Source organism: Afipia sp. DC4300-2b1 (genome assembly GCF_049895725.1).
In the GTDB taxonomy this organism is placed as follows: Bacteria; Pseudomonadota; Alphaproteobacteria; order Rhizobiales; family Xanthobacteraceae; genus Afipia; species Afipia broomeae.
The window spans coordinates 34,752-56,645 of sequence record NZ_JAFCSX010000002.1 but is presented as its reverse complement, the minus strand read 5'-3'; the positions used below and the strand labels follow the sequence as shown (position 1 = coordinate 56,645).

General features: G+C 59.3%; 21 protein-coding genes. 7 read left to right on the top strand and 14 right to left on the bottom strand.

Annotated elements, in window-relative coordinates; genetic code table 11:
• Nucleotides 1–44 precede the first annotated feature (44 nt).
• The 4 genes from ACP7AL_RS06920 to ACP7AL_RS06905 all read left to right on the top strand — a co-directional run bounded on the left by ACP7AL_RS06920 (nt 45) and on the right by ACP7AL_RS06905 (nt 4,597).
• A complete protein-coding gene (locus ACP7AL_RS06920) occupies nt 45–896 on the top strand; it encodes an IclR family transcriptional regulator (protein ID WP_425990122.1) in 852 nt (283 codons plus the stop codon).
• 176 nt (nt 897–1,072) lie between these two features.
• On the top strand, nt 1,073–2,872 hold the full coding sequence (gene gcl, locus ACP7AL_RS06915) for a glyoxylate carboligase (protein ID WP_425990120.1): 1,800 nt from the start codon (nt 1,073–1,075) through the stop codon (nt 2,870–2,872).
• Between the two features lie 27 nt (nt 2,873–2,899).
• Complete coding sequence (gene hyi, locus ACP7AL_RS06910; RefSeq protein ID WP_425990118.1) at nt 2,900–3,685, top strand: hydroxypyruvate isomerase; 786 nt, start codon at nt 2,900–2,902, stop codon at nt 3,683–3,685.
• Between the two features lie 24 nt (nt 3,686–3,709).
• On the top strand, nt 3,710–4,597 hold the full coding sequence (locus ACP7AL_RS06905; protein WP_425990116.1) for a 2-hydroxy-3-oxopropionate reductase: 888 nt from the start codon (nt 3,710–3,712) through the stop codon (nt 4,595–4,597).
• Nucleotides 4,598–4,768: 171 nt separating this feature from the next.
• Here ACP7AL_RS06905 and ACP7AL_RS06900 read toward each other — a convergent pair whose 3' ends face one another.
• From ACP7AL_RS06900 to ACP7AL_RS06845, 12 genes are all read right to left on the bottom strand, one after another.
• Entirely contained in the window at nt 4,769–5,536 is a 768-nt protein-coding gene (locus ACP7AL_RS06900) for an SDR family NAD(P)-dependent oxidoreductase (protein WP_425990114.1), read from the bottom strand.
• Entirely contained in the window at nt 5,533–6,840 is a 1,308-nt protein-coding gene (hisD, locus tag ACP7AL_RS06895; protein ID WP_425990112.1) for a histidinol dehydrogenase, read from the bottom strand. The genes ACP7AL_RS06900 and hisD overlap by 4 nt, the downstream gene beginning before the upstream one ends.
• Before the next feature lie 15 nt (nt 6,841–6,855).
• Nucleotides 6,856–7,806 (bottom strand): cyclase family protein, encoded by a 951-nt coding sequence (locus tag ACP7AL_RS06890; RefSeq protein ID WP_425990110.1) that lies wholly within the window; start codon nt 7,804–7,806, stop codon nt 6,856–6,858.
• A 73-nt stretch (nt 7,807–7,879) separates the two neighbouring features.
• Nucleotides 7,880–8,584, bottom strand: coding sequence for an ABC transporter ATP-binding protein (locus ACP7AL_RS06885; protein ID WP_006021830.1), 705 nt, complete (start codon nt 8,582–8,584; stop codon nt 7,880–7,882).
• Between the two features lie 4 nt (nt 8,585–8,588).
• Nucleotides 8,589–9,356 carry an ABC transporter ATP-binding protein gene (locus tag ACP7AL_RS06880; protein WP_425990107.1) on the bottom strand — a complete coding sequence of 256 codons (768 nt, stop codon included), beginning with the start codon at nt 9,354–9,356 and terminating at the stop codon, nt 8,589–8,591.
• Nucleotides 9,353–10,339 (bottom strand): branched-chain amino acid ABC transporter permease, encoded by a 987-nt coding sequence (locus tag ACP7AL_RS06875; RefSeq protein ID WP_425990105.1) that lies wholly within the window; start codon nt 10,337–10,339, stop codon nt 9,353–9,355. Before ACP7AL_RS06875 ends, ACP7AL_RS06880 begins: the two co-directional genes overlap by 4 nt.
• Nucleotides 10,340–10,354: 15 nt before the next feature.
• Nucleotides 10,355–11,239: a branched-chain amino acid ABC transporter permease gene (locus ACP7AL_RS06870; protein ID WP_034459219.1), complete on the bottom strand. Its 885-nt coding sequence runs from the start codon at nt 11,237–11,239 to the stop codon at nt 10,355–10,357.
• A 58-nt stretch (nt 11,240–11,297) separates the two neighbouring features.
• Nucleotides 11,298–12,551 (bottom strand): ABC transporter substrate-binding protein, encoded by a 1,254-nt coding sequence (locus ACP7AL_RS06865; RefSeq protein ID WP_425990103.1) that lies wholly within the window; start codon nt 12,549–12,551, stop codon nt 11,298–11,300.
• Between the two features lie 37 nt (nt 12,552–12,588).
• Entirely contained in the window at nt 12,589–14,982 is a 2,394-nt protein-coding gene (locus ACP7AL_RS06860; RefSeq protein ID WP_425990101.1) for a xanthine dehydrogenase family protein molybdopterin-binding subunit, read from the bottom strand.
• The gene (locus tag ACP7AL_RS06855) at nt 14,979–15,464 is read right to left on the bottom strand and encodes a (2Fe-2S)-binding protein (RefSeq protein ID WP_425990099.1); all 486 of its coding nucleotides are present in this window, start codon (nt 15,462–15,464) and stop codon (nt 14,979–14,981) included. Before ACP7AL_RS06855 ends, ACP7AL_RS06860 begins: the two co-directional genes overlap by 4 nt.
• The gene (locus tag ACP7AL_RS06850) at nt 15,461–16,342 is read right to left on the bottom strand and encodes an FAD binding domain-containing protein (protein ID WP_425990097.1); all 882 of its coding nucleotides are present in this window, start codon (nt 16,340–16,342) and stop codon (nt 15,461–15,463) included. Before ACP7AL_RS06850 ends, ACP7AL_RS06855 begins: the two co-directional genes overlap by 4 nt.
• Nucleotides 16,343–16,594: 252 nt before the next feature.
• Nucleotides 16,595–17,554 carry a LysR family transcriptional regulator gene (locus tag ACP7AL_RS06845; protein WP_425990095.1) on the bottom strand — a complete coding sequence of 320 codons (960 nt, stop codon included), beginning with the start codon at nt 17,552–17,554 and terminating at the stop codon, nt 16,595–16,597.
• Between the two features lie 101 nt (nt 17,555–17,655).
• On the opposite strand from ACP7AL_RS06845, the gene ACP7AL_RS06840 reads away from it, so the two are divergent.
• From ACP7AL_RS06840 to ACP7AL_RS06830, 3 genes are read left to right on the top strand one after another with little or no spacing between them, the layout of a single operon-like run.
• Complete coding sequence (locus ACP7AL_RS06840) at nt 17,656–18,762, top strand: LLM class flavin-dependent oxidoreductase (RefSeq protein WP_425990093.1); 1,107 nt, start codon at nt 17,656–17,658, stop codon at nt 18,760–18,762.
• A gap of 21 nt (nt 18,763–18,783) precedes the next feature.
• The gene (locus ACP7AL_RS06835) at nt 18,784–19,659 is read left to right on the top strand and encodes a polysaccharide deacetylase family protein (RefSeq protein WP_425990091.1); all 876 of its coding nucleotides are present in this window, start codon (nt 18,784–18,786) and stop codon (nt 19,657–19,659) included.
• A gap of 20 nt (nt 19,660–19,679) precedes the next feature.
• Complete coding sequence (locus ACP7AL_RS06830; protein ID WP_425990089.1) at nt 19,680–20,669, top strand: Gfo/Idh/MocA family protein; 990 nt, start codon at nt 19,680–19,682, stop codon at nt 20,667–20,669.
• On the opposite strand, the gene ACP7AL_RS06825 is transcribed toward ACP7AL_RS06830, so the two are convergent.
• Both ACP7AL_RS06825 and ACP7AL_RS06820 read right to left on the bottom strand, forming a co-directional pair.
• Complete coding sequence (locus ACP7AL_RS06825) at nt 20,637–21,338, bottom strand: TetR/AcrR family transcriptional regulator (RefSeq protein WP_006021842.1); 702 nt, start codon at nt 21,336–21,338, stop codon at nt 20,637–20,639. The genes ACP7AL_RS06830 and ACP7AL_RS06825 overlap by 33 nt on opposite strands.
• 15 nt (nt 21,339–21,353) lie before the next feature.
• The gene (locus tag ACP7AL_RS06820) at nt 21,354–21,890 is read right to left on the bottom strand and encodes a flavin reductase family protein (RefSeq protein WP_425990086.1); all 537 of its coding nucleotides are present in this window, start codon (nt 21,888–21,890) and stop codon (nt 21,354–21,356) included.
• Nucleotides 21,891–21,894 lie beyond the last annotated feature (4 nt).

Here is a 21,894-nt window from a genome sequence, read left to right as displayed (position 1 = left end):
TCCCAGCACGACCTTCACTTCTATCCGCAGGCCGTAGGTAGGCGATGAAGAAAAGCGTGATCCGGCGAAAATCTGTCGAGCCCCGTGTCGGCATTGAGACAGAGACCGAAGGCCGGGATGGCGGTGTTCAGTCCGTCGACCGCGCCCTGACATTGATAGAGACCCTTGCCGAAGACGATGAAGGCTACCGGCTCACCGATCTGGCGGTGCGCACCGGCCTGTCCACATCAACCGTACATCGTTTGCTGACGACGCTGGAAAAGCGCCGTTTCGTGCAATTCGACCGCAGCGAAGCCAAGTGGCACATCGGCGTGCGCAGCTTCTCCGTCGGCTCGACGTTCGCGCGGCGGCGGAATTTTGTCGCCCATGCCATGCCGTACCTGCGCAAACTTCGAGACCTGACGCGGGAAACCGCGAATCTCGCGGTGGTCGACGACGAAACCATCATCGTTCTGACGCGCGTGGAAAGCCGCGAGATCATGCGCTCGCTCACCAAGGTTGGCGGCCGCGTGGCGATGGTGGCCTCCGGGGTCGGCAAGGCCGTTCTGGCGACCTATTCCGATGAAGATGTGAGCGCGATCATCCATCGCCAGGGAATGCCGAGGCTGACGGAGAAATCCATCGTGCGGCCCGGCGAACTTTTCAAAGCGCTGCAAACAATCCGGCAGCAAGGCTATGCGGTGGATGACGAAGAAGCCCGCATTGGACTTCGATGCGTTGCCGCCGTGGTCTACAACGATTGCAGTGAGCCACTCGCCACGATTTCAGTTTCCGGCATGACCTCCCGCTTCACCGACGAACGCCTGCCGGTCATCGGTAACATCGTGCGCGACGTCGCTGCCGAACTGACGGTTGCGCTTGGCGGAATCATGCCCCCTGCTGCGCGAAAAAGCTGACTGCCGCGCGGCCCGGTTTGCCAAAACCGTTTTCACTTTTACTTCATCCTAGGCATTTGATCGCGCGAGAGATTTTCGCGCGGGCATCGTATCGCGGGAAACAAATTGAAGGCCGTTGAGCCGGCCAGCACGCCTCGCGATGATTGCATCCGAACTTAACCCATTCGAGGTGTGACATGGCGAAGATGCGGGCAATCGATGCGGCGGTGCGTATCCTTGAGAAGGAAGGCGTCGTCTGTGCGTTCGGCGTTCCGGGCGCCGCGATCAATCCTCTGTACTCGGCACTGAAAAAACGCGGATCGATCAATCACATTCTCGCGCGCCACGTCGAAGGCGCGTCGCATATGGCCGAAGGTTATACCCGGGCCAAGGCGGGGAACATCGGCGTCTGTATCGGGACGTCGGGCCCGGCTGGCACCGACATGATCACGGGATTGTATTCGGCTATCGCGGATTCGATCCCGATCCTGTGCATCACCGGACAGGCTCCCCGCGCCCGCATCTACAAGGAAGATTTCCAGGCTATCGACATCGAGTCGATCGCCAAGCCAGTGACGAAATGGGCCGTCACCGTGCGCGAACCAGCCTTGGTGCCGCGGGTTTTCAGCCAGGCATTTCACATCATGCGGTCCGCCCGCCCTGGTCCGGTGCTGATCGACCTGCCACTCGACGTGCAACTCGCCGAAATCGAATTCGACGACGAGACCTATGAGCCGCTTCCCGTCTACAAGCCAGCCGCAACGCGCAAGCAGGTCGAGAAAGCACTTGAAATGCTCAACGCTGCCGAACGCCCGCTGATCGTGGCGGGCGGCGGCATCATCAATGCCGACGCATCCGACCTTCTCGTCGCGTTTGCCGAGATCGTCAATGTTCCCGTGGTGCCAACACTCATGGGCTGGGGCGCAATCCCGGACGATCATGTTCTGATGGCCGGAATGGTCGGCCTTCAGACCAGCCACCGCTATGGCAATGCGACGATGCTGGAGTCGGACTTCGTGCTCGGCATCGGCAACCGCTGGGCTAACCGCCACACCGGATCAGTCGAAACCTATACCAAAGGCCGCACGTTCGTGCATGTGGACATCGCGCCCACACAAATCGGCCGCGTGTTCAATCCAGATTTCGGCATCGTCTCGGATGCCAAGGCAGCGCTTGAACTATTCGTCACGGTGGCGAAGGAGTGGCGCAAGGCCGGAAAGCTCAAAGAGCGCCAGGCGTGGCCCGCGGCCGTTCAGGACCGCAAGCGCACCATGCTGCGCAAGAGTCACTTCGATAACGTGCCGATCAAACCACAGCGCGTCTATGAAGAGATGAGCAAGGCGTTCGGCCGTGACACCTGCTACGTCAGCGTGATCGGATTGTCGCAGATCGCCGGTGCGCAATTCCTTGGCGTCTATCGCCCGCGCAACTGGATCAATGCCGGACAGGCCGGCCCGCTCGGCTGGACCCTGCCCGCAGCGCTGGGCGTCCGTGCCGCAGATCCGGAACGCGAGATCGTCGCACTGTCCGGCGATTACGACTTCCAGTTCCTGATCGAGGAGCTTGCCGTCGGCGCACAGTTCAAGCTGCCTTACATCCATGTCGTCGTGAACAATTCCTATCTGGGTCTGATCCGTCAGGCGCAGCGCGGCTTCGACATGGACTACCACGTGCAGCTTTCGTTCGAAAACATCAACGCACCGGAGCTTGGCGTTTACGGCGTCGATCATGTCGCCGTCGCCGAGGGGCTCGGCTGCAAGGCAATTCGCGTCACCCACCCCGAAGAAGCGCAGGCGGCGTTCGCAACCGCACGCGAGATGATGGCGGAGTATCGCGTCCCGGTCGTGGTCGAGTTCATTCTCGAACGCGTCACCAACATCGCGATGGGCACCGAGATCGACAATATCGTCGAATTCGAGGAAGTGCTCGACCTGCCGCTTGATGACACGCCAGCAAGTCCGGAAAAGACGTCCCGCGGCAAGCTGCTGCCCGTCTAACGACCAACAGGAAAAGGACATTCCGCCGTGCCAAAATTTGCAGCCAATCTGACCATGCTCTTCAACGAATTGCCGTTCATCGACCGTTTCGCGGCAGCAAAGGCGGCCGGGTTCGCGGGCGTGGAATATCTGTTTCCCTATGACTACGAAAAAGCAGTGCTTGGCGAGCAGTTGCAGCAGCATGGTCTCACCCAGGTGCTGCATAACCTTCCGGCAGGCAACTGGGGCGCGGGTGAACGGGGAATCGCAATCCTTCCCGATCGGGTCGCAGAATTCCGCGATGGCGTCAGCCGCGCCATCGAATACGCCAAGGCACTGGACTGCCGTCAGGTAAATTGCCTTGCCGGCATTACACCGGCCAGCTCCGACTCTGCGGAGCTTCGCGCCGTGTTGGTGGAGAATCTTCGCTACGCTGCAGATGCACTCGCGAAGCACCATATCAAGCTGCTGATCGAGCCGATCAACACCCGCGATATTCCCGGTTTCTTCCTCACCGGAACAGAGCAGGCACTCCAGATCATTTCGGAAGTGGGCTCCGAGAACCTCTTTATTCAATATGACATCTATCACATGCAGATCATGGAGGGTGACATCGCTCCAACCATGAAAAGGCATCTCGGCCGTATCGCGCATATCCAGCTTGCAGATAACCCCGGCCGCAACGAGCCCGGCACCGGCGAAATCAACTATCCCTTCCTGTTTCGCTATCTGGACGCGATCGGCTATCGTGGCTGGATCGGCTGTGAGTACAAGCCGAAGACCACTACCCTGGACGGTCTTGGGTGGTACGAACCGCATACGGTCGATGCGTAATTAAAAAACGAGGGAGATCAAAGAATGACCGATATCGGGTTCATCGGCCTTGGAATTATGGGACGGCCGATGGCGGGCCACCTGCAAGCCGCCGGACATCGCCTGTTTGTTCTGGAGAAATCCGCTGCCTCCAAGGACCTCGTTGCCGCCGGCGCCACGGCGTGCAAATCAGGCAAGGAGATCGCTGAGAAAGCCAGCGTCATCATCCTCATGGTCCCCGACACACCCGACGTTGAATCGGTACTCTTTAATGCCGGCGGCGTTGCGGAAGGACTTTCGAAAGGCAAAATCGTCGTCGACATGAGTTCGATTTCGCCGATCGCGACGAAGGAATTTGCAAAAAAGGTCAATGCGAAAGGCGCTGATTATCTGGACGCGCCGGTCTCCGGCGGTGAAGTCGGTGCGAAGGCTGCATCGCTGACCATCATGGTGGGTGGGCCACAAGGCGCGTTCGATACCGTCAAACCGCTGTTCGAGAAGATGGGCAAGAACATCACCCTGATCGGCGGTAACGGTGACGGCCAGACCACCAAGGTCGCCAATCAGATCATCGTTGCACTCACTATCGAGGCCGTCGCCGAGGGTCTGCTGTTCGCCTCGAAAGCTGGTGCCGATCCAACTCTGGTCCGGCAGGCGCTGATGGGAGGACTTGCCACGTCGCGCATTCTCGAATTGCACGGGGAGCGCATGATCAAGCGCACATTCAATCCCGGTTTCCGCATTGAGTTGCACCAGAAAGATCTCAATCTCGCGCTGGAAGGCGCGCGGGCACTCGGCGTATCGTTGCCAAACACCTCGACGGCGCAACAGCTTTTCAATGCCTGCGTCGCCCACGGCGGCAACGCCTGGGATCACTCCGCAATGGTGAAAGCGTTGGAAACTATGGCCAACCACGAGGTTGCAAAGGGCTAAGGTCCGCGATAAGCACCCTTGAGCTGAATTTGGCGGCGCGGTGAAACAACACCGCGCCGCTTTTCTATTCGCGCCACTATAGACTAGTCTCCTCACAGTCCGTGAACTAGCAAATCGCCTCGATGGAGAACGCGTGGGAGCGACATAGCGGCGCGGCGCGGAGGCCAACCTCTAGTCGGCGGTCCATCCACCGTCGATCACCAGGGACGAACCGGTCATCAGCGCAGATGCATCGCTGGCGAGGAAAACGATCGCCCCCATCAGATCCTCGACTGTGCCAAGGCGACCGAGCTTGATCTTCTGTAACACACTCTCTTTGAACGCCGGATTTTCAAAGAAAGGTTTGGTCATTGGCGTCTCGATGAAGGTCGGGCACAGCGTGTTGACGCGGATTTTGCTGGCTGCAAGGTCGAGCGCCATCGCCTTCGAAAAACCCTCCATCGCCCATTTCGACGCGCAATAGAGCGAGCGATTGACGCCGCCGACATGCCCCATCTGCGACGACATGTTGATGATCGAACCGGATACACCCGCCGACACCATCCGTCGCGCAACAGACTGGGCGGCGAAGTATGCCGCCCGCACATTCAGATTCATGACAACGTCGAAATCCTCAACCGGCACTTCGGTGAAGGAATTGGGCCGGTTGGTGCCGGCATTGTTGACGAAGGCATGATAAGGCCCGCGCGCCTCCATCGCGGCACGAAACGCAGCGACGTCTGTCACATCGAGCGCAAGCGTATCCGCCGAAAAGCCTTTTTTGCGCAGAGCGGAGGCAACTTCGTCAATCTCGCTGGCAGTGCGTGCACACAGTGTGACGTGCGCACCCGCTTCCGCAAGAGCCGTCGCCGCGGCGAGCCCGATGCCTCGGCCCGCCCCGGTGACAAGCGCGCGCCGCCCGTCAAGCCGGAACGCCGGCGTTGTGGGCAAAGCGCTCATTCCGCCGCGCTCGCATAAGGCACGTTGCGCCCGCCATAGCGACGCACGCGAACATTGGCCTGCTCGGCATGACCCGCAAAGCCTTCAAGTATGCAAAGCCGCGAACAGTACTCACCGATCATCGCGGAGGCTTGATCCGTCAGGACGCGCTGATAGGTCACGGTCTTGAGGAACTTGCCGACCCACAGACCGCCAGTGTAGCGCGCCGCCTTATTGGTCGGAAGCGTGTGGTTGGTGCCAATCACCTTGTCGCCGTAAGCCACATTGGTGCGCGGTCCGAGGAACAGGGCGCCGTAGTTGGTCATGTTCTTCAGGAAATAGTCCGGATCACGGGTCATCACCTGCACATGCTCGGAGGCGATGCGGTCAGCCTCTCTCACCATCTCTTCTTCGGAATCGCAGACGATCACTTCGCCGTAATCTTCCCACGCCTTGGCCGCGACCGCGCCAGTCGGCAGTATCTTCAGAAGGCGCTCGATTTCGGCCATTGTCTCTCGTGCGAGTTTTTCCGAGTTGGTGAGCAGGATCGCGGGCGAGTTCGGCCCATGCTCTGCCTGTCCCAGCAGATCGGTGGCACACATCTCGCCATCAACTGTATCGTCGGCAATCACGAGCGTTTCAGTCGGCCCGGCGAAAAGGTCGATACCGACGCGGCCGTAGAGTTGCCGCTTGGCTTCCGCCACGAAAGCGTTGCCCGGCCCGACCAGCATATCGACCGGCGCGATCGATTTCGTTCCGATCGCCATCGCACCGACAGCCTGAATTCCGCCGAGGCAATAGATGACATCGGCACCGGCTAGATGCTGGGCGGCGACGATGGCGGGAGCCGGCTTGCCCTGGAACGGGGGCGCGCAGGTGATGATGCGCGAAACGCCTGCGACCTTCGCGGTGATGACCGACATGTGTGCGGATGCCAGCAGCGGGTACTTGCCGCCCGGCACATAACAGCCGACGGAATTGACCGGAATATTCTTCTGGCCGAGAACGACACCCGGCAGCGTCTCGACCTCGACATCCTTCATCGAGTCACGCTGATGCTGGGCGAAATTGCGCACCTGCTCCTGCGCGAACTTGATGTCGTCGATGTTCCGCTTGGAAAGCTGCCCGACACAGTCTTTGATCTCCGCATCGGTCAACCGGTAGTCCTTGCGGTCCCACTGGTCGAACTTCACCGACAGTTCGCGAACCGCGTCGTCGCCACGCTTTTCGATATCCGCAAGAATCCCCTCGACTGCAGTACGGACCTTCGTATCGTCTTCCGCCCGCTGGGCGGCATCACGGCTTCGCTTGAGATACTTTGTCATCGGGTGCCTCCGCGATTACTTGATTGCCTGAGGATTAATTGGCGACCCGGCCGCGCCCGGCAGATGCATTGGCGGGGCGGTGAAGAAGAATTCATAGACCTTGTCCTGCGCGCAATCCTCCGCGAGTTCTTTCAGATAGAAAATTTCGCCCATGGAGATTCCGATCGCCGGGATCACCACCCAGTGCCACGGCTGGTTTGCTTCATTGGTCTCGTTCGGGCGAACCTCGCATCCCCAGGTGTCGGTACAGATTGCGGCGATATCCTTCTCGCGAATCCAGTAGCAGGTTTCGAATGCCATGCCCGGCGCATCGCCACCGGCGTAGCCCGACCAGTCTTTCTTCTTCAGGCATCGCTCCTGGTGGCCGGTGCGAACGATGACGAAATCGCCCTTGCGGATTTCAACGCCCTGATGCTTCGCGCAGGCATTTAGATCCGCATTGGTGATCGCATAGCCGTCATCGAGCGACTCCACGCCCTTGAACCGGGCGACATCGAGCAGCACGCCACGGCCCGCCATTTTGTCGCGCGTGTGCTCGATGCCGAGCTTCTTCGCGCCGCGGGCGTCGACCAACTTGGCATCGTAGCCGTTGTACATCTTGTCATCGAGGAAGATGTGGCAGAGGGCATCCCATTGCGTCGATGCCTGACAGGGCATGTTGATCGCATCGTCGGCGTAACGCAGATACGGCGAAGGAACGTCCTGATTGCCTGCTGCGGCATCCGTGCCGGTCGCCAGCATGGTGTGAATTGGATTCCAGCGGCCTCCGAACAGGCCGGACTGAATCGGCTCTTTCAGCGAAAGACCAAGCGCAAACACCTTCCCTTTCTTGATGAGCTTGCCTGCATTGATGACATCTTCAGGACTCACGTTATTGAGCGTTCCGATCTGATCGTCAGCACCCCACCGGCCCCAGTTCGAGAGTTTCTTGGCGGCTTCATAGATTGCAGCTCTGTCGACTTTCATGGAGATGTTCCTTGCATTATTTATCGAATGATAATTTTGTCGGCGAGCGATCGCCCGGAGCAGCTTCTTCAGGCTACACCGAGCAGTAACGCTCCTTGATTTCATCATCGGCCAGCAGTGCGGCCGCAGTCGCGTGATGCACAACCGAGCCCTGGTCCAGGACATAGGCGCGATCGGCGATATCGAGCGCCAGTTCGACGTTCTGCTCAACCAGCAGAATCGTTGTGCCTTCCGACTTCATCTTTCGGAACAGCTCGAACATCTCGTCGACGAGCACGGGCATGATACCTTCCGAAGGCTCGTCCAGCATGATGAGATCGGGCTTCGATATCATCGCACGCGCAATCGCCAGCATCTGCTGTTCGCCGCCAGACATTGTCACGGCTTCCTGATCCAACCGCTCCGCCAGACGGGGAAAAATTTCCGCGATCTGAGCAATGCGACGGACTTCTTCCTTCTTCGCAGGCGACGCAACAAGGCCGAGCCGCAGATTCTCACGCACGGTCAGTCCCTGCACGATGCGGCGTTCTTCTGGAACATACGCCAAACCGAGACCGAAGCGGACGTGAGCCGGCTGGCCCAGCACTTCCTTATCCTTGAACACCACCGATCCGCGGGTCTTGTCGAGTAAACCAATGATCGATTTGAGTGTCGTGGTCTTGCCGGCTCCATTGCGGCCGATCAGACAGACGATCTCGCCCTTGTTCACCTCAAGGCCGATATCCTGCAACACATGGCTCGCGCCATACCAGGAGTTGAGATTTTCGACGCGCAACATCGCTTCAGTGCTCCCGCTGGCCAAGATAGACTCGCTTGACCTGTTCATTCTGGCGGACTTCCGTTGGCGTTCCCTGAGCAAGCAGTTCGCCGTGGTGAAGAACCAGCACCCGGTCGCTGATACCCATCACCAGCTTCATCTTGTGCTCGACAAGAATGACCGTGCGCTCCTTCGAGAGCTTCACGATCAGATCCATCATCACGCGGGTTTCTTCGGGGCTCATGCCCGCTGTCGGTTCATCCAGCAGCAGCAGACGCGGATTCGCGGCCAGCGCCATCCCGATCTCAAGCGCACGCTGTTCACCATGCGCAAGTTCCTTGGCCAACCGCTCGCGGCGATCCCAAAGGCCGACCAGCGCGAGCAGCGCATCCGCCTTCTCAATAAGACCCGGAAGCCTGGACCGAGGACGCCAGATATCGTAGCGCGACACAAAGGCCTGCAATCCGACGCGCACGTTCTCCCGCGTCGTCAACAGCGGGAACACGTTGGTGATCTGGAACGATTTTGCGATCCCCATATGCGCGAACTCGTGCTGCGCGATATTCGTCACATCGCGCCCCTCGAATTCGACCTTGCCGCTGGACGGAGGAAACGCGCCTGACAGCAGGTTGAAGTAGGTGCTTTTGCCGGCGCCGTTCGGGCCGATGATGGATGTGATCGCATTGCGCGAGAATTCAGCAGAGATGTTGTTCAGGGCCACAAACTTCCCGAACGACTTACTCACGCCGGTGGTGCGCAGGATGACCTGCGATGTATCTGTCGAAGTCATCATTTGTTGATCCGCTTCAAGATCGTTCCCCAGATGCCCGCCGGGAAAAACAGGACGCAGATCATGAACACCGCGCCGACGATCAATTGCCAGTGGACGGTCCACAACGACACCAGATTCTCAAGCAGCAGAAAAACCGCGGCGCCAACGAATGGACCGAAGAAGGTGCCCATCCCGCCCAGCAAAGACATCATGACAACCATGCCCGATGTCTCGATGTGCAGGATTTCGATCGGCACGATGGACAGGTGCAACGCCATCAATGCACCGGCCAGACCGCAGAATGCACCAGACAGGATGAATGTGATCAGCCGCGTCAGCGTGACATTATACCCCGATGCGCGCGCGCGTGCTTCATTCTCGCGAACGGCCTCGATCACAGCACCGAACGGCGACGCCAGAATTCGCGACAGGACGAAGAGCGCCATGATGACGAACGCCGCGACGACATAGTACCGCGTCAGCGGATTGATAAAGTCGAATTTGAAACCGAGGATGTCGATGACGCGAACGTTGATTCCGCGCAGGCCGTTCTCGCCGCCGGTCCAATCGACCGCCTGATAGAAGAGATAGAAAACGCACTGCGACAGGGCCATCGTCACCATGGCGAAGTAAATGCCCCGAGTACGGATCGCCAGTGAACCGATCGCGGCGGCCATGACAGTGCCGCCGAGAATGCCCATCCCAATCGCGACATACCACGGCCAGCCGAGATGAACGATAGCGATGCCGCAGAGATAGGCGCCGGTGCCGAACAGCGCGGCGTGACCGAAGGATAGCAGCCCGAGGTATCCGAACAGCAGATTGAAGCCGACGGCATAGAGCCCGTAAATCAGGATGTTCACGGCCAGCGCGGTGAACGGCATCACCAGCGGAAACACCAGCACAAAGATGCTCGCCAGGATCGCGCGGTGACGCTTGGCGAAATCGAACCAGCTCGCCGATGCGACAGCCGGCTGGGTCAGGGTCTGAGAAAACTCATTCATTACTTTATACCCGCCTCAGCTCATGAGACCCGCGCGGCCGAAGAAGCCTTGCGGACGGATGAGGAGAACAATTGCCATCAGGGCGAAGATTGAAACCTTGGCCATTTCGGGCGCAAACAGCGACGTCATGCTGACGACCACGCCAACCAGCAGGCCGGCGATGACCGCGCCCCCGATGGAGCCCATGCCACCAACCACGGTGACAACAAAGGCCTCCGCGAGAATAGTCGCTCCCATTTCCGGGATAACGCCTTGCAGAGGCGCCGCGAGAAGCCCGGCCAGCGCGGCAATTCCCGAGCCGATCCCGAATACGAACAGCCATACCCGTGCCACATTGACCCCAAGCACGCGAACGATCTGCGGATCGCGTGCGCCGGCACGGATAATCAGACCAAAGCTGGTACGCTCAAGGAAGAGCCACAAGCCAAGCAGGACCGCTGCCGCGACGCCGATCACGAACAGACGATAGAGCGGGAAGTATCCGACACCGATATTGACCGCGCCCTGAAGGAGCTCCGGCGTATCGAATGGATAGCCGCTCTTGCCGAAGGCAATGCGGATCAGTTCGACCATGACGTAGCTGAGACCAAACGTCAGCAGCAGCGGATAGTCGATGCCGCGGCCGTAGAGCGGCCGGATCAGGAACCGTTCGACGACAAGTCCGATAGTGCCGACAATCAACGGGACGGCAACCAGACAGAGCCAGAAGTTCCCGCCCAGCGAGAGAAGGAACAGTCCGACATAAGCTCCAACCATATAGAAGGCGCCGTGCGCGAAGTTCACCACGGTCAGCATGCCGAAAATCAACGACAAGCCGATGGCGAACAACACGTAGATCGCGCCAAGCGCCAACCCGGTGAAGAGTTGCAGTGCGATCAGATCAAAGCTCAGGCCGGCCATAGTTATCTCCAAGTAAGACGCGCGCCCCGCGAGGGACGCGCGTCTGCTGGTTCACAGTTCAGGACTTGTGGCCGAGCGCTTCGCAGGTGCGCAGGTTCTTTTCGCTTGGCTCTTCAGTCGCCAGCACATTGAACACGTCGGACTCGCCCTTCTCGGGTTTCGACTTTGACTCGATGATCAGAACCGACTGCACGGCCTGGTGGTCGCACTTGCGATAATATTCAGGGCCCTTGTAGTAATCGTACTTCAAGGCTTCGACCGCAGCGATGACTTTGTCTGTGTCGAGGCTTCCGGCGGCCTTGGCGCCCATCAGCAGCGTCTTGACGCCGGCATAGCCCAGCGCGCCGTAGTCCGACGGGACCTTGCCGCCGTGCATTTTGCGGAACCGATCGTTGAACGCCTTTGCAGAGGCAACCTTGTCTTCAATGCCCCAGTAGTACGAGGTTCCGCCGACGACGCCTTCGAATGCCTGCGCGCCGGCAGCGATGCGGCCCGTATAAAGCAGGATCGGCGCAACGATCTTCATGCTCTTCTTCATGCCGAAGTCGGTTGCCTGCTTGAGCGCGATCTGCTGATCGCGGCCGAAGTTGCTGATGACGAGAATGTCCGGCTTCAAAGCCTGAATGCGCGGCAACAGTGCCGAGAAGTCCGTGGTGCCGAGCGGATGCCGGATATCGACAAGGCTTTCGATCCCGAAGGCCTTCCCGGCTTCCTGGAAGCCGCGCACCATTTCATGGCCATAAGCATAGTCCGCAGTGAGGAACGCGACCTTCTTGCCGAACTTCGAGAACGCGTAGCGTCCGACAGCGCCCGCGGTCAGATGCGGCGTGAGCGCTTCGTGGAACGTGTACTTGCTGAAATCCTTGGCCTCGTTGATTTCGTCCGACTGGCTGATCGAGTTGTAGATGATCTTGCGCTCTTTGGTAACGTTGTTCACTGCAAGCTGAACGGACGCAGACAGGCTGCCGACGATGAAGTTGACCTTTTCCTTCTCGATCAGTTCCAGCGTGCGGGTCGCCGCTTCACCAGGATTGAGCTTGTCATCGCGGACCAGCAACTCGGCCTTGCGGCCATCGAGACCACCGGCCTCGTTGAATTCGGCAATGGCAACTTCCGCTGCGCGCACCTGGTCCTGGGCTTCGGTGCCGTAGGGACCGGTCAGCGGAACGGGAAAACCAACCTTGATCGTCGCTTCCTGTGCCTGAAGAAGATTGATGCGAAACGGCGAGGCCGCCAGAACGGCGCCAGCACTGGCTGTGGTCAGCAGGCGGCGGCGCGAAATCGAGTTAGAACCTGTCGTCTTCTTGGCCATGTATTCCTCCGAGGTTGATATTGTTTTGTAGCGTCGGTCAGATGCGCCCGAGAGCGGTAAGAATGACTCTTGGCGTTAGCGGAATTTCGGTCACGGTGACATTGAACGGCGACAGCGCATCATTCACTGCGTTGGCCACAACGGCGGCGGCCGCCGCGGTCCCGGCTTCTCCGGCCCCCTTGGCGCCAAGCTCGCCATCCAGCGTCGGAGAAACGATATGCCCGACATCGATATCCGGCATTTCGCCTGACATCGGCACCAGGTAGTCCGCCATGTTGGCGTTGGTGAGCTGTCCGCGTTCATCGTAGATGCAGTGTTCGTACAGCGCTGCGCCAAGTCCCTGCACGACGCCGCCGCGGATCTGTTCGTCCACGAGTTGCGGATTGATGATGGTGCCGCAGTCCTCGACAACCCAGTGCTTGAGCAGCTTGATAAAGCCAGTGCGGGTGTCGACCTCGAGCCAGGAAGCCTGAATGCCGTTGGTGAATGCAAACGGATACTCGCGTGGCACGAAATGGCGTGTCGCCATCAACTCGGGCTGGAAGCCCGGCGGCAAGGTATCGGGCCTGAAGTAAACGATTCGGGCGAGCTCATGCAGCTCGATACGTTGCTGGCCGCCCTGAACGTCCACGACGGCGTTGTTAGCGATATCCAGGTCCGCCGGCTTGGCCTGTAAAATAGCAGCCGCGACATCCAGAATGTTGTTGCGCAGAACCTTGGCCGCCTGCAACGCGGCTTCGCCGCCGATGCCGGCGCCGCGCGACGCCCAGGTGCCACCGCCGTAAGGCGTGTTGTCGGTATCTCCAAGAATGACTCGCACACACTCCATCGATACGCCAAGCACGCTGCCGACGATCTGTGCGGTGAGGGATTCCGATCCCTGCCCCTGCTCGGTGATGCTGGTTTGGCAGATTACGCGACCTGTGGCGTCCAGGCGAACGGCGACGCCATCCTGCGAGGAAATCCGCGCCCCGCCAACGCCATAGAACGCTGCGCTTGGGTTAGTCACCTCGATGAAGCTGGCGATGCCAATGCCGCGATAGATTCCCTGCTTGCGCAGGGCCGCCTGCTCGGCGCGCAGCGCACCGTAATTCATCATCGCGTACAATTTGTCGAGCGAGGCGTGATGCGACAGCGCCTCGAACTTCAACCCGGATGGCGAACCGCACGGATAGGCGTCATCGCGGATCAGGTTGCGTCGCCGAATTTCGAATGGATCCATCCCGATCCGCTGAGCGGCAAGATCGACCAGACCCTCGGTGATCGAGCATGCGATCGGATGCCCCACACCGCGATATTGGCAGGTGACGTTCTTGTTCTGGAAAACGACACGGGTCCGCGCCCGATAGTTTGGTGTCGTGTAGGGTCCACCGACCAGATTGACGACCTGATTGGCTTCGATCGCGCTGGTGCGCGGATACATCGAATACGGACCGATACCGGTGACGTCGTCGATCTCGAATGCATTGATCGTGCCGTTTTTGCTGACGCCGATTCGCGCCTTACAAACGTGATCTCGCGCGTGAATGTCGGTGTTGAAGCTTTCAACCCGATCCGCAACGAACTTGATCGGGCGGCGCAGCAGCTTCGACAGCGCCAATGTCGCCATTTCGTCCGCGTAGATATGGACCTTGATGCCGAATGAGCCACCGACGTCCTTGCAGACAACCCGAACCTGCGCCTCATCAAGACCGAGATGCTTGGCGGCAATGTTCTGCACCATATGTGGTGCCTGGGTGCCCAGATAAACGGTGAGACGCTCATCGCCGCTGTTCCAGTCCGCAAGCACCGCGCGCGGCTCGAGCGTGACACCGGTGTGGCGGCCGAACACAAACTCGGCTTCCACTACCTCGTCGGACTCCCTGAACGCCTGATCAACAGCTCCGGCATCGAGATTACGCTCGAAAGCCAGATTATCGCCGAGATCGGGATGGATCACCGGTGTTGCAGGATCGAGCGCCGTGCGCATGTCCGTCACCGGCACGAGCTCTTCGTAATCCACCGAGACAAGTTCGGCGGCGTCCTCGGCGAGCGCGCGGCTGGTCGCAATAATGGCGGCCACCGCTTCGCCCTGCCAGCAAGCCCGGTCGACGGCGATTGCATGCTGCGGCGCTGACTTCAGGCCCTTGAGATGCGACAGGACACCAACCCACGGCGAAATGACCTTCGCGAGTTCAACGCCGGTCACGACCGCGATCACGCCGGGCATCGCTTTAGCCTCGGTCGCGTCGATCTTCAGAATCCTGGCATGAGCGTAGGGCGAACGCAGAAATACGACGTGCGCCATGCGCGGCAGCGTCAGGTCGCTGACATACTGGCCGCGACCCTGCATGAGCCGTCCCAGGTTGGGGCGGGGCACCGTCTTGCCGATATACGAATTCGGGCGGTCGAGAACGGAAAGACCGCGCTGCTTCATTGAGCTATCGTTCATCGCACCCGCCCCGCGCGTGCGCGTGCCGTGGCTTCCACGGCATCGACGATTGCATGATAGCCCGTGCAGCGGCAGTAATTGCCGGACAGATGCTCGCGGATTTGCTCGCGGTCAGCTTGTGGCTCATGCTTCAGGATGTCCTGCGCCGCCATCAGCATCCCCGGCGTGCAGTATCCGCACTGAAGAGCATTGCGATCCTGAAATGCGGCCTGCAAATCGGAAATCTCGCCGCTGTCCGACAGACCTTCGATCGTTTCAACGGACGCGTTCTCCACCTGCACCGCCAACAGCAGGCAGGCCCGCACAATGTCACCATTGACGCGAACGGTACAAGCACCACAAACGCCATGCTCGCAACCGACATGCGTTCCGGTAAGGGACAGATGCTCCCGCAGGAAATCAGCCAGATTGAGCCGAGGAAACACGCTCGCGGACACGCGCTCTCCGTTCACGATCAGCGAGATCGGCATTAGATCAGTCATGCGAGCTTTCTCGTTTCGAGATCGGGCCGGCCGAGCAACGTCACAACGCACTGCTCCAGAAGCTGACGCGCCAGATAGCGGCGCATGGAAGCCGAAGCCTGCTGATCCTCCTGCGGATCAAGCTCTTCATCGAGGGCAGCCTGTGCGTCGGTAAGCATCGATGCCGTTACAGGCTTTCCGATGAGATGCTTTGATGCGCCTGCAAGCATCGGTTTGTCGCCCACCGCAAAAAAGCCGAGCCTGAGATCCGAGAGCACGTCCCGCTCAAGAACCCCGGATGCCGCCAATCCCACGATGGCGTAATCGCCCTTGCGACGCGCATATTCGTGAAAGAAGTGGACGGAGTTCGGCATTGCGACGGGAACCTCTACCGCAACCAGCAACTCTTCTGGCGACAGCAATGTTTCGTAGATTCCTGTAAAAAAGTCGGCCGCGGGGATGCGGCGCTCACTGTCCTTACCGCGCACAACGATGGATGCACCAAGCGCGATGACGCACGCCGGAAGTTCCGATGCCGGATCGGCATGCGCCAAGCTGCCGCCAATAGTACCTCTGTTGCGAATCGCCGGGTGAGCAACATGCGCGATAGCTTCGGTCAAAAGCGGAGCGTGTTTGGCGATGTCCGAGGACTTCTGAACATCGACGTGCCGCGTGAGAGCGCCGATCTTGAGAACGCTATTGGTTACGGAGACCCCGCGCAGTTCGGCAATGGCGCCGATATCAACCAGCAGCGACGGCGCCGACAGCCTGAGATTCAGGGCCGGCATCAAGCTTTGACCACCGGAGAGCACTTTCGCCTGATCGCCGTGCAAAGCAAGCAGATCCAATGCGTCGTCGACGCTTGAAGCACGCGCATAGTTGAAAGCCGAAGCTTTCATTCCGGCAACCTCCCCTCGCCTCATTTTATGATGGGCTTGGATTTTATTAGAGGGTGCCGCGCACCAAAGGTCAAGCGTTGTTTATCGAACGATTATTTCGCTGCCATGAACAGGTCGTGACGTGGACGGCCGGACATCAAGGCGATTCACCGCCTCTGTATGGATAAGCGAGATAAGACAAATCAAAGACAGGGTTACGGAATTCACAATTGGAAGATCCGGGAAACGAAGGCTTTCGCGTTGCACAATTTCCTAGCGCCGAACCGCTGGTCGCGTCGCGCGCCGTTGCGATATTCGCTGCGCACCAGTGCGTTTTTGAAAAACAAGAAGCGCCCGTTCGGCTTCCATCTTGAGAATTTCAGCGAATAAAGCCGCCGCCGGGGACATCACCTTTCGTGCCGGCTCGATCAAAACGAACTCGGAATAAAACGGCGGCTCATCGAGGGGCCTGACATCGAAGCGATCCTCGTCCAGGTCCGAAACCATCATCACAAAGGGCAGAATGGCGACCCAGTCGCTCGCTGCGACAAATTGCAGCGTGCCCATCATCGCGTCGAGTTCGAGGCGCTGCGCGACCGTAACGCCATTGGCGGTGAAGTACGTTTCGATGTTGCGGCGGCGGGTGTTCTGAGGACCGGGCAAAACCACTTTGAGCGGATCAAGGTCTGAAAGCCTGACCGGCTTCAGATTGCTTTTGGTCCGCTTCGCGCTGACAAGCATCTCCCGATCGCGTGCAAGAAGGCGATGCGATATCCCGGTTACCCCCTCAAACGCCGGCACAATGGCGAAATCCAGTTCGCCTTTCAGGATCATGTCGGTAAGAACGCCCGAATAGGCTTCAGTGACGCTGATCTCGGAGCCCGGGGCGGAGGTCAGAAACCTGTCGAGCGCCGGAGCGAGCAGCGATCTGGTGAACGTTGGCATCAGACCCACGCGGATCGCGCCGCGGACATGATTGACCGCGACACTTTGCTGCGCCGCCTCCAGCTTTTTCAGAACGTCCACGCACTCGCGATAATAGAGTTTCCCGGCGAGTGTCGGCTCGATGTTGCGGCCATTACGCTCCAGCAACGCTGCCCCGAGTTCGAACTCAAGCTGCTTGAGATGCTGCGAAATCCCGGACTGGGTCGCGCCCTCCCGTTTGGCAGCCGATGTGAATGAGCCCTCTTCATAGACCGCGACAAAAGACCTGATCTGGCGAAGCGAAATCATCCATCAACTTTCTTAATGCAATTGAGTAGGAATAATCATTTTTCTAATAGCCCACAATCGTTACTCTTGCGTTCAGAAACAAACGTCTCGGGAAACGCACAATGAAGCTGGGCTTTTTCACCATGCCGATCCATCCGCTGGATAAGGACTGGCGGCAGTCGCTGGCCGAGGATCGCGAGGCCTTCCTGCTCGCCGACGAACTCGGATTTACCGAGGCCTATGTCGGAGAGCATGTCACCGACAAGGCAGAGAACATCACGTCCTGCGTGACATTTCTGGCTTGGATCGCTGCCGCGACGAAGCAGATCAAATTGGGCACCGGCACCGTCAATATGCCCAACACGCATCCTGCAACGGTCGCAGCCACCATCGCGATGCTGGACCATATGCTCGATGGCCGTTTCATTTTCGGGATCAGCCCCGGCGGCCTCCTGTCCGATGCGGAACTGTTCGGCAATCTCGATTTCAACCGCAACGAGATGTTCCTCGAGGCGATCAATCAGGTGCTTGGCATCTGGTCGGGAGAGCCGCCGTACAATCTGCAAGGCAAGTACTGGACGGTGTCCACGCAGCGAACGCAAATCAAGGAAATCGGCCAGGGCTACATCCCTCGCCCGCTGCAACGGCCGCATCCGCCAATCGTCGTGACAGCGGTCGCGCCCTTTTCAAAGGGCGTTACCGAAGCGGCCGTTCGGGGATGGGACCCGATTTCTGCAAACTTCCTGATGCCCGCATGGGTCAAAAGCCACTGGCCGAAATACATTGAAGGCTGCGAGCGCGGCGGTCGCCCCGCGGATCCCGCAAACTGGCGTGTCGCCAAGAGCGTTTTCGTGGCTGACGATGCCGCGACTGCCAAAGCCTATGCCACCGATCCCAACGGTCCATATGTGAACTATTACCGCTCATTGTTCACGAAGCTGAAGAAGAATGGACGGATCGAACTGTTCAAGACGCGCCGCGATCAGCCGGATGACGAGGTGACGCTGGAGATGATCTGCGACAAGCTGATCATCTATGGCACGCCGGACAGCGTTGCCGATCAGCTTCTTGCTTTTCAGAACGAGGTCGGCACATTCGGGACGCTGCTCTATGCCGGCAAGGATTGGAAAGACCACGAACTCGGGCGAAGATCCATGATCCTGACGGCGGAAAAAGTCTTGCCGCTGGTGAACGCAGGTTCGCCCAGACAGGCAAGAGCCGCAGAGTAGTTGCTAAAGCAGGAATCTCCATTGGCCCTCACCGATCGCGTCCCCTACCAAGCCCTCATCGATCGCCCCAAGCTGGTCCTTCCCGGCGGCAAGAAGCTGGCGGTCTGGATCATCCTGAATGTCGAAGAATGGCGGATCGAAAATGCGATGCCGCGCACGGTTCTCAGCCCACCGATGGGGCAGCCGCTGCTGCCTGACGTGCCAAACTGGGCGTGGCACGAATACGGAATGCGCGCGGGCTTCTGGCGGCAGTTGAAGGCGCTGACCGACCGGAACATTCCGACCACGCTGGCCATCAACGGCAATGTCTGCTCATCGTATCCGCGCGTCGCGGCGGCGGCGCGCGATGCCGGATTCGAATTCATGGGGCACGGCTTCCTTCAAGGACCAATGCACAAACTCGACAACCAGGGCGACGCCATCAAGCGCGCTGTCGACACCATTGCGAAGTTCGCCGGCAAGGCCCCGCGTTCGTGGGAAAGTCCCGGATTGACGGAAACCAACGATACGCTCGATCTTCTCCGACTGAACGGGATCGAGTACGTCGCGGATTGGGTGATCGACGATCTTCCTCAGGACATCGATACCCCGCATGGCACAATCACGACGATTCCCTACACTGTCGAGACCAACGACATCGTCGTTCACGCGCTACAACACATGGCGTCGGATCAGTTCATGCGCCGATGCATCGACCAGTTCGACCGGCTGTATCTTGAAGGCGAAGAAAACGCTCGTGTCATGGCGATCTCAATTCATCCTTACATCACGGGCGTTCCGCACCGGATCAAGTATCTTGAGCAGTTGCTCGACTATGTGATCGGCCACGACGGCGTTGCCTTGATGACTGCGAGCGAAATAGGCGACTGGTATCGCGACCAGATGGCCAAGGCTTAAAATCCGATTGGAGTTCAAACATGATCCGAGCCGCCATTGTCGGACTGGGATGGTGGGGACAGACCATCGCCAGCAATCTTGCGGCCAGCGAGGTCATCAGGCCGGTGCTGGGCATCGATCCCCTCGAGCCCATGCGCGCGAAAGGTGCCGCGCTGGGGCTTGAAACTTCCGGCCACTTCGAGGATGCCCTGGCGCGCTCCGACATCGACGCCGTTATCCTCTGCACGCCCCAAGATCGCCATGCGGCGCAGATCGAAGCTGCCGCTAAATCCGGCCGTCATGTGTTTTGCGAGAAGCCGCTTTGCACGACCGGAGCAGATGCAGAGCGAGCCATTGCCGCTATCAGAAAGGCGAACGTGCAACTTGGCATCGGACATGAGCGCCGCTTCGAGCCCGCCGTGATCGAGTTGCGCAAGCGGTTCGCAGATGGCGAGTTCGGCAATGCGCTCGTGCTGGAGGGCAACTTCAGCCAGGACAAGTTCCTCAATCTGCCGCCGGATAACTGGCGCCTGTCGAATACGGACAATCCCGTCGCCCCCCTCTCGGCAACCGGTATTCATCTGGTCGATCTTTCGATCGGGATTCTCGGAAAGCCCACTCACGTCTGGGCGCGACTGGCCACGCTCGGGAGCCATTTTGCAAACGGGGATACGCTCTCGATCACCATCGGTTTCGAGAACCGAACGACGGCTACTCTGAACGCGGTGCTCGCAACGCCATTTATGGGTCGGCTCGCGCTGCTGGGATCAAAGGGCTGGATGGAAATCCGCGACCGGACCCATCCGGAGAGCCCGACCGGCTGGGACGTCACACGCGTTCAGCGCGATCGGCCACCGGAAACCGCTTACTATCAGCCCCACCCTGCGGTGAGGGATAATCTGGAAGCTTTCGGAAGGGCGGCGCTCGGCGGAAGCCTGTATCCCGTAACCCATGAGGAAATGCTAATGAACGTTCGCACGTTCGAAGCCATTCAGCGATCAGCTGCCAGCGGCGGCATTGAGCCGGTTTGATTTCACCGCCGGCCGCTTGGCAACATTGTTGGACACGCGTGCAAATCCCGCAAGATAGCCGTCGATCGCATTCGCGATCATTTCTTCCTTTTCCTGAAGCGGCTCCATCTCGTAGATGTACCTGCGAACGCCGTAATAGAAAATGCCGCCGTGGAAGACCCACGCCATTTCGATCTCGGATGCCGTCGGCTTGGCCTGCGTCGGCAGACCAGCTTCGAACCTGACTTCCTTGATGATGCGCGTCAGGATCTTGTCCCGCACAACGCCGACATACCAGCGGTTGATGTCCAGGCCCTTCAGGCCGGAGAACAGATAAATCCGAAGCCATTTCCGCGTGAAGATCACGTTGGTATAAGCTTCGTAGAACTGCACAAGGCGCTCGCGGATGGGCCGCGAACGGTTGGTGAGAAGCTTCTCCCAGCCGGTGTCGAGGGGCTCGAGATAGACCTTGCGATAGACTTCCTTGATCAGTTCTTCCTTGCTCGGGAAGTAGCGATACAGCAGCGGCTGGGTCACACCCAGCCGGCGCGCGAGTTCACGCGTGCCACCGTTGAATCCCTCTTCGGAAAAGAACTCAGTCGCCTTGCGAACGAATTCCTGACGCCGGTCCTCGGGAGACAGGCGCTTCTGCTTGACCCGCGCAACCGATGGTGACGGTTTCTTTTTCATAAAGACCTGCTGGGGTTATGCCCCAGAAACAAAGTGACCAAAACTTCCGCGTGCAAACAGCAGCGGCTCCGCACGGTTGTAATCATAAGCCTCTACAGCACCAAGGAAAATAACGTGGTCGCCCCCGTAATAGCGGTCGGCGCTACGGCACTGGAATGTGGCGACCGCATCTGCCAGAACCGGCGCATCGCCAAGACCGGGTTTCCAGGACACCCCAGCGAACTTGTCCTCGGCCCGCGTGGCAAACTGCTTTGCCAAGCCCTGCTGGGATGCTCCGAGCACGTTGACCGCAAAATGGCTCGCGTTCTGAAAGATATTCATGCTTGGAGAGTAAGATACCAGGCTCCACAAGACGAGCGGCGGATTCAGCGATACCGACGCAAACGAATTGCAGGTCAGGCCGGCCTGCCGGCCGTCCGGCGTTGCCGCCGTAATCACCGTCACGCCGGTGGCATAGGACCCCAGCGCGTTCCGGAAATCGCGCGGATCGATCGGCGAACTGTCGCTCGACAATTCGTTCCTGAAATCCGTCGGGTTCTGCGATGCAACCATCACC

What these genes read in the sequence shown, in the direction of transcription:
- ACP7AL_RS06880 (WP_425990107.1), bottom strand. Translation starts at nt 9,356, where the DNA reads ATGATGACTTCGACAGATACATCGCAGGTCATCCTGCGCACCACCGGC.
- ACP7AL_RS06920 (WP_425990122.1), top strand. Translation starts at nt 45, where the DNA reads ATGAAGAAAAGCGTGATCCGGCGAAAATCTGTCGAGCCCCGTGTCGGC.
- ACP7AL_RS06845 (WP_425990095.1), bottom strand. Translation starts at nt 17,554, where the DNA reads ATGATTTCGCTTCGCCAGATCAGGTCTTTTGTCGCGGTCTATGAAGAG.
- ACP7AL_RS06825 (WP_006021842.1), bottom strand. Translation starts at nt 21,338, where the DNA reads ATGAAAAAGAAACCGTCACCATCGGTTGCGCGGGTCAAGCAGAAGCGC.
- ACP7AL_RS06840 (WP_425990093.1), top strand. Translation starts at nt 17,656, where the DNA reads ATGAAGCTGGGCTTTTTCACCATGCCGATCCATCCGCTGGATAAGGAC.
- ACP7AL_RS06900 (WP_425990114.1), bottom strand. Translation starts at nt 5,536, where the DNA reads ATGAGCGCTTTGCCCACAACGCCGGCGTTCCGGCTTGACGGGCGGCGC.
- hisD (WP_425990112.1), bottom strand. Translation starts at nt 6,840, where the DNA reads ATGACAAAGTATCTCAAGCGAAGCCGTGATGCCGCCCAGCGGGCGGAA.
- ACP7AL_RS06905 (WP_425990116.1), top strand. Translation starts at nt 3,710, where the DNA reads ATGACCGATATCGGGTTCATCGGCCTTGGAATTATGGGACGGCCGATG.
- ACP7AL_RS06870 (WP_034459219.1), bottom strand. Translation starts at nt 11,239, where the DNA reads ATGGCCGGCCTGAGCTTTGATCTGATCGCACTGCAACTCTTCACCGGG.
- ACP7AL_RS06865 (WP_425990103.1), bottom strand. Translation starts at nt 12,551, where the DNA reads ATGGCCAAGAAGACGACAGGTTCTAACTCGATTTCGCGCCGCCGCCTG.
- ACP7AL_RS06890 (WP_425990110.1), bottom strand. Translation starts at nt 7,806, where the DNA reads ATGAAAGTCGACAGAGCTGCAATCTATGAAGCCGCCAAGAAACTCTCG.
- ACP7AL_RS06860 (WP_425990101.1), bottom strand. Translation starts at nt 14,982, where the DNA reads ATGAACGATAGCTCAATGAAGCAGCGCGGTCTTTCCGTTCTCGACCGC.
- gcl (WP_425990120.1), top strand. Translation starts at nt 1,073, where the DNA reads ATGGCGAAGATGCGGGCAATCGATGCGGCGGTGCGTATCCTTGAGAAG.
- ACP7AL_RS06875 (WP_425990105.1), bottom strand. Translation starts at nt 10,339, where the DNA reads ATGAATGAGTTTTCTCAGACCCTGACCCAGCCGGCTGTCGCATCGGCG.
- ACP7AL_RS06830 (WP_425990089.1), top strand. Translation starts at nt 19,680, where the DNA reads ATGATCCGAGCCGCCATTGTCGGACTGGGATGGTGGGGACAGACCATC.
- ACP7AL_RS06850 (WP_425990097.1), bottom strand. Translation starts at nt 16,342, where the DNA reads ATGAAAGCTTCGGCTTTCAACTATGCGCGTGCTTCAAGCGTCGACGAC.
- ACP7AL_RS06885 (WP_006021830.1), bottom strand. Translation starts at nt 8,584, where the DNA reads ATGTTGCGCGTCGAAAATCTCAACTCCTGGTATGGCGCGAGCCATGTG.
- ACP7AL_RS06855 (WP_425990099.1), bottom strand. Translation starts at nt 15,464, where the DNA reads ATGACTGATCTAATGCCGATCTCGCTGATCGTGAACGGAGAGCGCGTG.
- ACP7AL_RS06820 (WP_425990086.1), bottom strand. Translation starts at nt 21,890, where the DNA reads ATGGTTGCATCGCAGAACCCGACGGATTTCAGGAACGAATTGTCGAGC.